This is a genomic window from Calothrix sp. NIES-3974, assembly GCF_002368395.1.
Taxonomy (GTDB): Bacteria; Cyanobacteriota; Cyanobacteriia; order Cyanobacteriales; family Nostocaceae; genus NIES-3974.
Genome location: NZ_AP018254.1, coordinates 1 through 12,822 on the forward strand (window position 1 = coordinate 1; position 12,822 = coordinate 12,822).

The 12,822-nt window shown below is 40.4% G+C and carries 12 protein-coding genes and 1 pseudogene; 5 read left to right on the top strand and 8 right to left on the bottom strand.

The window, feature by feature from the left end; translation table 11 throughout:
• Positions 1 to 166 precede the first annotated feature (166 nt).
• The 4 genes from CDC37_RS00010 to CDC37_RS00020 all read right to left on the bottom strand — a co-directional run bounded on the left by CDC37_RS00010 (position 167) and on the right by CDC37_RS00020 (position 3,995).
• Positions 167 to 751: a CPBP family intramembrane glutamic endopeptidase gene (locus CDC37_RS00010; protein ID WP_096619800.1), complete on the bottom strand. Its 585-nt coding sequence runs from the start codon at positions 749 to 751 to the stop codon at positions 167 to 169.
• A 582-nt stretch (positions 752 to 1,333) separates the two neighbouring features.
• Positions 1,334 to 1,789, bottom strand: a complete 456-nt coding sequence (locus CDC37_RS00015; RefSeq protein WP_255408878.1) for a transposase — start codon at positions 1,787 to 1,789, stop codon at positions 1,334 to 1,336.
• Between the two features lie 3 nt (positions 1,790 to 1,792).
• The gene (locus CDC37_RS25055) at positions 1,793 to 1,933 is read right to left on the bottom strand and encodes a hypothetical protein (RefSeq protein WP_231943162.1); all 141 of its coding nucleotides are present in this window, start codon (positions 1,931 to 1,933) and stop codon (positions 1,793 to 1,795) included.
• Between the two features lie 409 nt (positions 1,934 to 2,342).
• Positions 2,343 to 3,995 (bottom strand): Ppx/GppA phosphatase family protein, encoded by a 1,653-nt coding sequence (locus tag CDC37_RS00020; RefSeq protein ID WP_096619802.1) that lies wholly within the window; start codon positions 3,993 to 3,995, stop codon positions 2,343 to 2,345.
• Between the two features lie 213 nt (positions 3,996 to 4,208).
• On the opposite strand from CDC37_RS00020, the gene CDC37_RS00025 reads away from it, so the two are divergent.
• Both CDC37_RS00025 and CDC37_RS00030 read left to right on the top strand, forming a co-directional pair.
• Entirely contained in the window at positions 4,209 to 5,105 is an 897-nt protein-coding gene (locus CDC37_RS00025) for a 4-hydroxybenzoate solanesyltransferase (protein WP_096619804.1), read from the top strand.
• 486 nt (positions 5,106 to 5,591) lie between these two features.
• Positions 5,592 to 7,367, top strand: coding sequence for a WD40 repeat domain-containing protein (locus tag CDC37_RS00030; RefSeq protein ID WP_096619806.1), 1,776 nt, complete (start codon positions 5,592 to 5,594; stop codon positions 7,365 to 7,367).
• A gap of 148 nt (positions 7,368 to 7,515) precedes the next feature.
• On the opposite strand, the gene CDC37_RS00035 is transcribed toward CDC37_RS00030, so the two are convergent.
• Together CDC37_RS00035 and CDC37_RS00040 are read right to left on the bottom strand one after the other, a co-directional pair.
• A complete protein-coding gene (locus CDC37_RS00035; RefSeq protein WP_096619808.1) occupies positions 7,516 to 7,725 on the bottom strand; it encodes a hypothetical protein in 210 nt (69 codons plus the stop codon).
• Positions 7,722 to 8,201, bottom strand: a complete 480-nt coding sequence (locus CDC37_RS00040) for a PIN domain-containing protein (protein WP_231943163.1) — start codon at positions 8,199 to 8,201, stop codon at positions 7,722 to 7,724. Before CDC37_RS00040 ends, CDC37_RS00035 begins: the two co-directional genes overlap by 4 nt.
• A 61-nt stretch (positions 8,202 to 8,262) precedes the next feature.
• Here CDC37_RS00040 and CDC37_RS00045 point away from each other — a divergent pair.
• The 3 genes and pseudogenes from CDC37_RS00045 to CDC37_RS23810 all read left to right on the top strand — a co-directional run.
• Positions 8,263 to 8,550: pseudogene (locus tag CDC37_RS00045) on the top strand (WD40 repeat domain-containing protein); the annotation flags it as partial.
• A gap of 209 nt (positions 8,551 to 8,759) precedes the next feature.
• A complete protein-coding gene (locus CDC37_RS24810; protein WP_096619812.1) occupies positions 8,760 to 9,152 on the top strand; it encodes a helix-turn-helix domain-containing protein in 393 nt (130 codons plus the stop codon).
• Positions 9,065 to 9,706: an IS630 family transposase gene (locus CDC37_RS23810; RefSeq protein ID WP_197707004.1), complete on the top strand. Its 642-nt coding sequence runs from the start codon at positions 9,065 to 9,067 to the stop codon at positions 9,704 to 9,706. The genes CDC37_RS24810 and CDC37_RS23810 overlap by 88 nt, the downstream gene beginning before the upstream one ends.
• 174 nt (positions 9,707 to 9,880) lie before the next feature.
• Here CDC37_RS23810 and CDC37_RS00060 read toward each other — a convergent pair whose 3' ends face one another.
• Complete coding sequence (locus CDC37_RS00060) at positions 9,881 to 11,629, bottom strand: mechanosensitive ion channel family protein (protein WP_096619817.1); 1,749 nt, start codon at positions 11,627 to 11,629, stop codon at positions 9,881 to 9,883.
• 246 nt (positions 11,630 to 11,875) lie between these two features.
• Positions 11,876 to 12,322 (bottom strand): hypothetical protein, encoded by a 447-nt coding sequence (locus CDC37_RS00065; RefSeq protein ID WP_157780601.1) that lies wholly within the window; start codon positions 12,320 to 12,322, stop codon positions 11,876 to 11,878.
• Positions 12,323 to 12,822: the final 500 nt, after the last annotated feature.

Genomic DNA, 12,822 nt, shown 5'->3' on the forward strand with positions numbered 1-12,822 from the left:
ACCTCTCTTGCGTTGGCTTTGCGTTTCAGGCACTTATAAATCCTATCTATTCCCCCTTGCTTTGTCAACCCTTTTTTTTCAAAAAAATATTTTATTTTTGAAAATCTTGCTGGATAAGAGTTCGGAGTGTTAGTTTCCTTTTCGGCGGGTTTTATGTGCGGAAGTTTTAGTGGGAGTTTTCCAATTTCCATAGATAGCTAGAAAGAAGATTGGTCGTGATATGGGCGACGATAGCGACTAGTAGATTACCTGTGATCAGGGTGCTATAACCAAATATAAGACCGACAACAGTTGCCCAGGCGACGTATGTCCATTGGTGGGGGGAACTAAGATGGAGTATGCCGAAACTGATGCTGGAAACGATGATGGCAAAATGGTTGGAGCCGAGGGCTGGAATTAAAACTCCTCTAAATAGTAGTTCTTCGCTTAAACCTGGTAGTAGCCCTAACCAGATTAGGTCTGGTAGGGCTAGGGGCTTGAGAACTATATCTAGGTAAAAATCAACACTTTGACGATAGGGAGTAATTAGTTTGTAGCCAAGGCCACTGATTAGGGTTATACCAAGTCCTAGACCTACTCCAAAAAGAAAATCTGGTTCGTGCCAACGCCAACTCATAAGAGGAATTCCGGAAAACCGCAAGCAAATTTTGGCGATAATCCAGAGGATGATTGCAGTTACTCCCATTGCAACTAGTACTTGGATTCTAGTTAAGGAGGGAGCTTCTGGTTCTTGGTGCTGTTGTGGGGTCACGATTGGTTAGGTTTGATAGATGGTTGATGTTAGTCAGTAATGTGAGGAACAAATTGCAGGAATTAGGTAATGACATTGAGAAAGGGTTGTTAATCTGGTTCAATCTGGTCAAGATGTATGGTGTTTATTTCTAATGTTGCCACTTTTGAGTTGATTTTTTGTTCACCTGGGTAGTATATGCAAGTATTTTATCTGGTATTTTATCTAGGGCTTATATTAATATCCATTAACGTACCTACAAAAACTCACGCATCAGTGTTAGACCCAGATTTTCCACAAACTCCCTAAACTTTCAGTGATTAGGAAACAGGGAATAGGGAGTTAGGAGGAAAATCAACCCACTACTCAAGGCTTATCACTCCCTTACTCAAAATACGGGTAAGGTGCAAAGGCTGGAATTTGGGATTATGGTTAGATCAACCGGATATGATATTTAGCGGTCAGGGCGCAACGGTTTTCTGTTTATTTTACTATGGTCATGTTAGCTCGACTTTATCCATTAGGCAGCATAGCAAAGCAGCTCTAAGCAAGTCTCGACGATCTTGCTAGGGACTTTAACAGAGGTGAGGTCTGAATCCGATATCAGAAAAAGTCGAAGATGTCGCGTGTGGGTAACCATCGACGCACCTGCTTCAACATCTGCCGTGCCCAATCGGTTAAAGTCTTATGGCGGTTTCCCCGTTGCTCGTGGTAGCGTTCCGATGGAGGGAGAACGGTCAGAAAGGGCAGTGCCCACACCCGTTGCGCCCACGGAATCGCCGCTAACAGCATCAGGCTGATCCAACGCAACCCACTCGCCTTGACCACATGCTCATGGCTCGAACGCACTGGGTCGCGGTAAATGCCACGCGCTGCAATCCGTTGACCCCATCGCCGTTCAATCGTTTCGTCTAGTCCCATCACTAGCGTTCCGGTTGGTGCAAACACTGTCACCAATTGCCGCAGCAAGACCTCACCCAAGCACCGACTCGACCATTTCGCTCGATTCAACACCCTGTGATCGGTTTGAAAGTCCTGGCGTTTCGCCCAGCCCAGCACTCGTTAAATCCCGCTGAAGGTGCGTTTGCCAGGGGTTAGTATGGCTCCTACAACTAATGCGATCGCAGATTCCCAAACTGGCTTGGAAAATGCAGCCGCAAACGGTAGCATGAAAACAAGAAATTCTTCCCGTAGCAAGTTCATCAGAAACATTCCAAACTATCTGATTTCTGATCTTGCTACCATTTCCTCTTCAATAAAATGGATAAAGTCGAGCTTAGATGGGGAGACAGGAGACAGGAGAATTGTTGAATGTTGAATATTGTGATTACTTCTCATTCTCTTGTTTCCTGGTTGTACTCATTAAGTAAGTTTCTGTTCGCATTTGATTCTGTTTTCAGGTGAGTACTCCTAGGTCGTAGCGAGCTAGAACGGATTCCAATAACTCCTCTCCAATTCTCGCTAATTTTGGAGAGAAGCTTGGGAAACATTTATTTTTGGTTAAAACTAAAGATTTTTCTGCCCCTCTCCGATTACCCTACGGGAAGCAAGCTACGGAGAGCGGTTAAGGTGAGGTTCATTGAACTCACGTAGTTTTAAATTTCAAAAGCCTTTATTCCCTCACACCAGTGATGACCGTTGGTTGGAGTTGGGGAATCAATTTCAATTTAAATTCCTGTTCAAAGACTGATTTACTGTACTCCAAACTCCACATTTCCAAGGCACAGTCATCATTGGGATGGGTAGGAAATACTTGGAGGATGATTTGGTGGGATTCGAGTTGATAATGGAGACGGATGTGGGAAATTGCACCGATTTGTCGTCGATCCAAAGCTGTTGCTAAACGCAATAGAGAACTAAGTTTGGCAACGATTTCTCTGTGTTCTCGGTGGTTAAGGTTACGAAAATTTTCGTGTTTTTTCTTCGGGGGGGATTTACGGTGGTAACGAGCAATATTGGCAATTATTTCGATTTCTGTTTCCGTATAACCCAGTAACTCTCCATGACGAATTAGGTAATAGGAGTGTTTGTGGTGGGAGGAATGGCTGACGTAGTGACCGCTATTGTGGAGAATACTAGCAGCCCAAAATAGGTGGCGTTCCGTATCACCCCAGTGATGGAGTATACCTTGGGTTTGGTCAAATAGGCTCAAGGCAAAATTCGCCACGCGATCGCTATGTTGTAGGTTGACTTGATATTTCTTGGCTGTTTTCAGAACACTACGTCTACGGACGGAACCTTGAAAGCGGAGGCGATTTTCGATTAATCCGTGGGTTAACATCCAATCGACGATAATCCCTTCCCGTAAAGCTCGCTCACACAGGGTAATTGATTTAACCTTAAGTAATACCATCGCTTCCTGAAGTATTACCGCACCTGCTAAAATTACCTCGGCTCTCCGGTCAGACATTCCGGGGATGGCAGCACGCTCCTGATAGTTCATGCGTCGCAGCCGATTGATTAAATCTTGGAGATAATCAAGTGTAAATTCATACCCATTTATCATGTTTAATTCATTACCCAAGTGTTCACAGGCATGAATCATGGCTAGGGTTTCAATGGTGCCAGAAGTACCAACTAGTTTCGGGTTTTCACCGAAAGGTAAACTGGCTAAAACAGCTTCGACGGAACGTTCTAACATACCTCTAGCGTAGGCTTGCAGGTAATTAAACTCCTGGTCACTAATGGGGTCGGTGGTAATGAATTCAGTACTTAAACGAACAGCCCCAATTTTCGTACTGGTCAACACCCGTTCTTCTGAGCGATCGCCTAAAATAATTTCCGTCGAACCACCACCAATATCAATAATTACATGGGGTTGGTTATTAAACTCCATCCCCGACAACACACCTAAATAAATTCGTCGCGCTTCTTCCTGTCCGGAGATTAAATCCACCTCCAAACCGACTTCATCCTCTACTCGGCGTAACAGTTCTCTGCCATTGGGAGCTTCACGGACAGCACTAGTAGCAACCGCAACAATACTTTGGGCTTTTAAAGTGCGAGCAATTTCCCGAAAACGTCGCAGGGTATTAATCGCTCGATCCATGATTTCCGGCTTTAAATTACCCGTTTGTAAATCGCGATCGCCTAGACGCACGGTTTCTTTTTCACGCGCAATAATACTAAACGAAGGCAAGGTCGGCTCAATCTGGACTATAACCATATGTAGCGAGTTCGTCCCTAAATCGATCGCGGCAATTATCTGGGGTTCCCCAGGTGTTCTACTGGTTTGCTCGTCTGCGGGTGATACCAAATCGACCATTGTCCTTGTTCTCTTGGTTACTACATTCTCCTGTGACTTTATACATATCAAAAAAACCTGTTGTTTATGTGTAAAGTTGTGTAAATAATTAAAGAGACAGGATAGATACAGGAGGGAAAGAAAATGGTTAATAACACAGAAATACTTAGATATATAATTATTGAGCTACCCCAGCACCCCCTACTACCCCTACTCCCTACAATTAACTAGATTATGTTGACTCAGCCAGAAACCCCGCAAGAACCCGTTGTCAATCGGATTATCCGTTTATTACGTTGGGATAAGCCAGCAGGTCGCTTAATTTTGATGATTCCGGCTTTATGGGCTATATTCATGGCTAGTATGGGTAAGCCTCCTTTACCGTTAGTGGTAGTAATTATTATCGGTACGCTGGCTACAAGTGCAGCTGGATGTGTTGTCAATGACCTGTGGGACCGCAATATTGACCCCCAGGTGGAGCGCACCAAAAATCGTCCCCTCGCAGCGCGATCGCTCTCTGTGCAGGTGGGTATAGTAGTGTTAGTGGTGGCGATGGTCTGTGCTGCGGGATTGGCGTTTTATTTGAATCCCTTGGCGAATCCTTTGGCCTTTTGGCTGTGTGTGGCAGCTGTTCCAGTGATTTTGCTGTATCCTGGAGCTAAACGGGTGTTTCCTGTTCCCCAATTGATACTTTCGATGGCGTGGGGATTTGCGGTTCTGATTAGTTGGAGTGCTGTCACCCGCAGTTTGTCTTTACCGACATGGTTGCTGTGGGGAGCAACGGTGATGTGGACTTTGGGTTTTGATACTGTGTACGCGATGAGCGATCGCGAGGATGATCGACGTATCGGTGTTAATTCCAGTGCGCTGTTTTTCGGTGAGTATGTTGTTGCAGCGATCGCTTGTTTTTATCTTTCTACTATTATCCTTCTAGCTGCTTTAGGATTTGTCACCCATTTACATTTTGGCTTTTGGCTGGGTTTTCTAGTTGCTATTTGTGGTTGGAGTTGGCAAATATATCAGCTTTCTCAACCGGAAATTCCATCATCTACCTACAGCCGTATTTTTGGTCAAAATGTCTGGATTGGTTTTATTCTGCTTGTGGGAATGGAAATCGGTTTATTGTTTTAATTCGTAGAGACGACCCGTCGGGTCGTCTCTACATGTCGGCAATCGTCGGGTCGTCTCTACATGTTGGCAAATCAAAAATATATTTTATGCCAGTTTTGATTCTGTCATTACTACTTCACTATATGCCCATTTAAATGTCATACAATGCCTTTCCTCCTAGTTTTTACGGAAGATAGGAGGACAGTTAATACTAATAGAAATCACAGGATTTACATATAAAATTTTTATCTCTCAATAATAAATATTCACTATGAAGTTAAATGTATAAACAAATACGTATTTTTGAGAAAAATCATGGTATTGACAAGAATGGTTATTGGGTATGTTCTGTTTAAATCAGATATCGTCGGCAGAAATTTAGGGTTAGTTAAATCAATCGGTAAAACCCACTAAAAAAATATTTGCGGATGTAAAATTTTCCCAGAATGTTGACCAAGTTCTCTGTTTTCACTTACTGACAGGTAGGGATGGATATATAGGTTATAAATGGATTGGATCAGTTTACTGCGATCGCAACAGAAGGATTTTCTTCGACGCGTGAAGAAAAACGAATCCCGTGAAGCCATTTTCTTGGATGCTTCTGTTTTTGGCTGTCATGCAGAACGGTTGAAGTTTCGAGAAGGTCAGTTTTTGGAAATGTTGGATACTGCTCGGCAAAAGGCGATGATGACAGTCTCCCATTTTACCAGCAGTTTAGCTGGTTTACCCTCAGAAATCAACGCCGAAAGTCACCTAATTATGACTTGGGAACAACAAGTGGAAAGCTATTTTTACTATGAGCAGGTCAGCGAACAAGTCATAAATTTTTTACAACCACAAAAGTTTCATCCTTTGCATAATTATAGTGATGATAATTTGGCCATTCAAGATAATTATTATCCCATCTCCAATTTATTTTCAAAACGGAAGTTTTCCTATCAATTAACCGCTAATCCGGATATCAACTTACAAATACAAATCGATTCTAGCGGAGATTACGGAGGACTAGACTCGGAACAATTTTCTGCACAAATTAGTGAGGACGATATTAAAAACCATCAAATTATTCTCTTTCTGCATACAAGTTTACATCCCCCACCTAACTATGAACCACAGGTTATTTTATTAGGCTTTGTCATTTCCCAATTTCTAGACTTACACACAGCAAATCGACAAATTCAACTGAATGAATTACTCTACTGCGGTGGACTTAATTGGTGTATCAAGTGGTTACAAACCCAACAGCAATCACCAGTTAATCCCTCCCCAACCCTTTGCGTAACTAAACATCCCCTCCAATCCCTCATTGGTGATTGGGAATGTTGGCAAACCTTGACAGGACATACACGGGGTATCAACTGTTTAGCAATTACCCCAGAAAACCCTGTGTACGGAACCCCATCCATCCTTGCTACAGGTAGTAGGGGGGAAATTAAACTGTGGAATTTAACCAGGGGAGAATTTATCTGCACCCTTTCAGAATATCAGTGGAGTTATTCCGGATGGCTTGATGAGGTAAATTGCTTGACATTCAGCCCTGATGGCAGGATGCTAATTAGTGGTAGTGCGGATGCAACGATTAAAATTTGGCATGTGGGAGCGCGTGATTTAGTCGATATTTTGCATGAGCATGAGCAAACCATCAGGTGTATGGCATTTACACCGAATCAACGTATTTTAGTTAGCGGTGGAGACGACCGAACCATCTTGTTTTGGGACTTACGCAAACGGGAAATCGAAGGGAGATTATCTCTATCAGGGATGGGGGTACAAGCTTTAGCATTCAACCGCAACGGAGATAAATTGATTACAGGTTCCCATCACCACATCCAAATTTGGGAAGTGTCCCCCGAACAGGTTTTGCAGCAATTTTCCCTCCAACCCCGACAACAAATCCACACCCATACCCATCATCTTCGCGTCCTAGCGGTTAGTAGCGACGGAGAATATTTAGTGAGTGGGGGTCAAGACCAAAACATCAAAATATGGAGATTAGCTACGGGGGAATTAGTGCACACCCTCACGGGACATCAGGATAGTATATATGCGATCGCGATCGCTCCTATTTCCTGTTCCTATCATACCCCAGTTAGGGGACATTTAATAGCCAGTGGTAGTGCAGATAGAACAGTGCGACTTTGGCATTTAGAAACAGGAGAACACCTCGCGACATTTCGCGGACACACCCATACTATCACTGCCCTTACATTTACCACATCTGGAGAAATGATTGTAAGTGCGAGTCTCGACAAAACCATTAAAATTTGGCAACGTAGTGATTGACGGAATAATCAAGTATATTGGGTTTAGATGGTTAATCTCTGAAATTCAACTATCAACAAACCCAACGGTTGACGGTTAACAGTCATCAGTCAACGGCAGACTATTTTTACTACTTCAATCGGATTGCTATATTAAATTAAGTATCGAATTACCTCTGATCGCGGTTTTGTTGAACTTGTACCCAAACATCATCCATCGTGATTCCTTCGAGTAATTGATCACGTTCCTCAGTATAGTTGCCTTTATTACTACCAAATTGCAGCAAAAAACGTACCATACCAACAGGACCAAGAGCTTTAGCCAAAGCTTCTAAACCTTTTTTTCTAATTTCTAATGGACTCATTCGGTTCGTATTCATTCAGATACCTCCATTAACCATGTAACTGGATTTGCAACAATAGTTGCCAAATTTTGTTGAGAATTTGCTGTTTTTCGCAACAATCGATAATCGACTGTTAGCATAACATCTGCCTTCCCTACTTCTGCACAAGCAATATGCAGTGAATCAAAAAATTTAATTCCTAAACCTTGCAAAACTATGGCGCGGTTTTGAATAGTTTCATTTAATTCTACTTTTGATTTAGCAATAGAAGTTAAAATTTCAATTCCTTGCTTCCGTTCTGGGTCAATAATTTGTGCTAATTCCACATCAATTACTTCGCTAGTTAATAATTCCCATTCTGCGGTGTGACATCGTTCTAGAATCAATAATATTGCTTCTGTCTCAAGCCTAATACGCTCTTGTTCTTGAACATCAAATGGACGATTCAAACAGCATACATCTAAGTAAATTAGTGGCATTATTAAAACCAAACACCCTGGTTTTTTGTACATTGATAGTATACAGGCGATCGCTCCCGTTACCAGTTCCCATCATACCCCAGTTAGGGGATATTTAATAGCCAGTGGTAGCGCAGATAGAACAGTGCGACTTTGGCGTTTAGAAACGGGAGAACACCTCGCGACATTTTATGGACACAGCCATACCCCCATCTCTCACAAAACCCTAAAACTTAAAGGGAGTAGGGAGTAGAAGAAAAGTTAATTCGTCACCCAAGACTCATAACTTACTCGTGAGAAATCCAGGCATACTGTCACCGCCCTTACATTTACCACATCTGGAGAAATGATTGTAAGTGCGAGTCTCGACAAAACCATTAAAATTTGGCAACGTAGTGATTGACGGAATAATCAAGTATATTTTCAATGTTGATAAACTGAGGTTTTCGTTTAGATGGTTAATCCCTAAAAGTCAACTGTCAACAAACCCAAAGGAAAATATCGGTATTAGAGGTCAACTCACATCTTGCACCAAGAAAAGCTGATGGAAATAAGATACAGCACTTTCGAGGTAAATGAGGTACACTTGTTATTAGTGCATCAAAAATTAAAATGAAACCCTACTCAATCGATTTACGAGAAAAAATAGTAAGTGCTTACGAAAAGGGTGATACATCAATTCGAGGAGTAGCTGTGCAGTTTGGTATAGCAAAAAGCTATGTGCAGAAGCTAATCAGGCAAAAAAAATTGGAAGGGCATCTAGAACCCAAAAAGCAAGGTGGAGCAATGAAGGGTAAGCTAGATGATTACGGTAGCGAATTAGCAGAAATGGTTCAAAGTTACCCGGATTTAACTTTATTGGAATATTGCGAGTATTTTGGAGAAAAATATAACATTTGGGTGTGTGCAAGTGTGATGTGTTGTGCATTGCAAAAACAAGAATTAACTCGAAAAAAAAGACTTTACGTAGCAGCCAAGCGAAAACAGAAAGAGTCCAAAAACTGAGATTAGAATATTGGGAGAAAGTAAAACACATAGACCCAGAAAACCTTGTGTTTATAGACGAAATGGGTGTTTTGCTTGGTTTGACTAGAACTCATGCTCGAAGCGATCGCGGGAGTAGAGCTTATGATTTTAAACCATATTACCGAGGTGCAAAAATAAGTGTAATTGGAGGAATTAGCTTCAAAAAAGTCTTAGCTGTGATGACTTTAAATGGCTCAATGAATGGAGAAGCTTATAAAGTTTTTGTAGAGCATTTTTTACTTCCACAATTATGGGTTGGTGCAGTCGTTGTAATGGATAATCTGCCAGCACATAAAGTCGAAGAGATTAAGCCTTTGATTGAATCTGTAGGAGCAAGTGTTCTTTATCTATCTCCTTATTCCCCTGAATTTAATCCAATTGAACATTGGTGGTCACAATTAAAAGCGTTCTTAAAACAGTTTTCTCCTAAAAGTGCATCTGTAGTTGATGGTTTAATTAAAATTGCACTGACATTAGTTGATCCAAAGCATCTAAAAAATTGGTTTACTAATTGTTGCTACTGTACCTCATAAACCTCGAATCTGCTGTACTCAGTATAAAGCTAAAAGTAGTATTTTAGCGTTAAAATCAAACAAAATTACTGTAGCTATATCGCGTATGTTTTGAAATTCAACGTATGTATACGTAAAGGTGCAAGATATAAGTCAACAGTCAACAAACTCAAAGCGAAACATATCACCATAATACTATTTTCTCAACAAATAACCATTTTCCAACCGACCCATTCCCAAATTTTCCTGTAACCAAGTGACACCCTGGGGAATACCAATATTAATCCCTTCTTGCTGCATCACCATCCGCAGACGACGACGAAATTCCCTCGCTACAGCCCATTGTTGCAAAGGTTGGGTTTTAATCCAAATCCGAATTAACATTCCTTTGTGATCGATTTTATCAATTCCCAGAACTTCGGGAAATTCGAGAATTTTTTCTTGCCAAATTTTATCCCGAAACATCTCCTCTGCAAGTCGATGAATTACACTCAATGCATGATTGGGTTCCGTATCGTATGCAACTTCAACAGTTAAATCCACCCGTGACCAGTCCTTAGAAAGATTTTGCACTACGGAAATCGCACTATTCGGAATTGTAATTAATCGTCCTTCGTTATCACGTAATTGGGTAATGCGCAAATTCATATTTTCCACAAAACCTGCAACCTTATCCACCACAATCACATCACCGACAGCATACTGGTCTTCTAGGAGAATAAAAGAACCATTAATAATATCCTTAATTAAACCTTGGGATGCAAAAGATATGGCTAAACCAATAATCCCCGCACCTGCTAGAAGGGGAACAATATTTACTCCAAATAGGGACAATCCACTCAAAATTCCCACACTAATCCAAACCACTGCATTGACACTTTTTAAAACTTGGGAAAAGGTGGTGATTCGGAGTGATAGCCTTTGATAATTGCTGGGTGTAACCAGATAACTACTATTGACAATATTCAATAATTTATCAATCAGAATATTACCAACTTTTATCAATACATATACACCTAAACCAATAAATACAACTTTTAAGGGAGTTGAATAAATAAAAGGTTGTAATCCTCTAGTGTAGGGGAATAAACCCAGGATAAGAAAAATACTACTGCCAACTATAGCAATTTGTCCTAATACCAGTAGCAGTTTTTGGATGTCGTAGATATTGTATCCTTGCTGCTTTTTTACCACCTTAATTTCTGTCGAGATGAGATGAACATCTGCTTCTGCTTCCTGTTGGGATAATACTTGAGTTTCTTGGGCTATTTCCGATTCTAACTGTTCTTGGCGACGAGAAATTCGCTGTTTAACTGATTTGAGGATACAAACAAAAATAGTTGATATCAAAATAATTAACAAAGCCTTGAGAGCCTGTCTAATTAAAAATGGTATTTGTCGCTCCTGTTTGGCTCTGATTAAAGCATTTTCAATCACCTTTGTTAATTCTGATGCCCATCTTTGCTGGTTCATTCCTTGTAATTGGGCATCTAAATTCGTGACTGTCATTAAATACTGGTCATTAATATAAATAATTGGTAAATTACTAGCTTCATCCAGATTATAAGTAACCCGTATATTCTCGATTGGCTCATCCTGATGCACGAAGCGGATGAGATTATTTTCAATTTTTTGTACCCTTTTGCTCACTGGTTTTAAATCAGTAGTGAGGTTATTTTGGGTTTCTATGGCTAATGCTGTGACTGTAAATAATTCATAACCATCGAGAAAAACTGGAGCGGTTTGGATATTCGAGTTATTGGCAGAAAATAAGTCGTTGACCCTAGGGATTCGGATGGGAATTTGGTCGGTAACTTGGGCAAACGTTGGTAATTTGGGAAAGGCTGAAAAGAAGATAAATAAAATCAATCCTAAGCAGATTGAGATAAATTTTTTGCTATTGAGTTTTTTCAGATATTGACAAATCTGATGAGTTCCACGCATGAAAAAATTATCCCCCAAATACTTTTGGTGTCGATGATTGATGATGAATCTGCTATTTTTTTCGGAATGTTCCTGTATTTATCTGATTCATTTTATCATTTTTTGATGTTGTATCAGAGAATATATCTCTACCAAAAGTCAGGAATAATTTATGTCTGAAGATGGATTTAAATGCCCAATAACTTATATATCTAGTGTGCATTCTGCAATTTCATGATTTATCAGTGTTTGAGGAGTCGAGAAAAATCATGATTGATAGTTCTTGCTGACAAAATATTTTAAATACCCTTGCTTGCGAAGAAAAATAATGATATCTTTAGTAAGCCTGGCACTATTGGTACCTTGATGATTAATCTTTGTGGAAACAAGGGGCTTTAGTTGCTGTTTAATCAAGGTTTTAGCACCGACATAAACTGCGATCGCACTACGGGTGGGTATACCTTCCTGTTGTGATTGTAGTCTTTGGTAGGTATGCCATAGTTCTGGACTGTAGTAGGTGGTACTGTCAGTTGGAAGGTTATCTATCTGTAACGGTGATTGCTGGGTATTGGTTAATTTAATTAGTTTATGTGCTTTCACTACGTTGTTGAACAGGCGATTTTGTGTTAGTGCTTCTGCAAAATCGCCGGAAACTGATACAGATAGCAAACTAATGGTGCTGATCGCTGCAAAAGCCAGCAATTTTTTATACATATATGCAAATTGATATAGATAGTATCGGGTGTTGAGTAATTGAAAATCATCATTGCTCAATATTTGTTTTTTGCACCCCTAGGGATTATCCCTAGTTGTTAGCCCTAGCTAAGAAATTCCCTTGTATTTAGGGTGATTCCGCAAGTTCTCATCAAGTTGACTGAATCTTTATTTTTCTTAACCCCTTTTAATTGAATATACATAAAACGCATTGTTTTCCGTCAAAATATACTGAAAATACAATTGTGGTTAAAGATTAAAGGTTTATGAGCAAGTTCAGTAAAAATGCTGGAAAATAAATATTTTGAGAATGACAAAGTGAAAAATTGGATTGTTAACTGTGGACTATTAACGGTTTAGTGATGGGGTTTTTAAAAACTGAAAATTCTGGATTATGGGAATCCCAGTAGGGTTTGGTTAATGATTTTTCATGGTGATTTTGAGTAGAGACATGATACATCGCGTCTCCACTCTCCGGTGATGTGATATTTACTTGTGTA

What these genes read in the sequence shown, in the direction of transcription:
- CDC37_RS00030 (WP_096619806.1), top strand. Translation starts at nt 5,592, where the DNA reads ATGGATTGGATCAGTTTACTGCGATCGCAACAGAAGGATTTTCTTCGA.
- CDC37_RS00065 (WP_157780601.1), bottom strand. Translation starts at nt 12,322, where the DNA reads ATGTATAAAAAATTGCTGGCTTTTGCAGCGATCAGCACCATTAGTTTG.
- CDC37_RS00035 (WP_096619808.1), bottom strand. Translation starts at nt 7,725, where the DNA reads ATGAATACGAACCGAATGAGTCCATTAGAAATTAGAAAAAAAGGTTTA.
- CDC37_RS24810 (WP_096619812.1), top strand. Translation starts at nt 8,760, where the DNA reads ATGAAACCCTACTCAATCGATTTACGAGAAAAAATAGTAAGTGCTTAC.
- CDC37_RS00025 (WP_096619804.1), top strand. Translation starts at nt 4,209, where the DNA reads ATGTTGACTCAGCCAGAAACCCCGCAAGAACCCGTTGTCAATCGGATT.
- CDC37_RS00040 (WP_231943163.1), bottom strand. Translation starts at nt 8,201, where the DNA reads ATGTACAAAAAACCAGGGTGTTTGGTTTTAATAATGCCACTAATTTAC.
- CDC37_RS25055 (WP_231943162.1), bottom strand. Translation starts at nt 1,933, where the DNA reads ATGAACTTGCTACGGGAAGAATTTCTTGTTTTCATGCTACCGTTTGCG.
- CDC37_RS00060 (WP_096619817.1), bottom strand. Translation starts at nt 11,629, where the DNA reads ATGCGTGGAACTCATCAGATTTGTCAATATCTGAAAAAACTCAATAGC.
- CDC37_RS00020 (WP_096619802.1), bottom strand. Translation starts at nt 3,995, where the DNA reads ATGGTCGATTTGGTATCACCCGCAGACGAGCAAACCAGTAGAACACCT.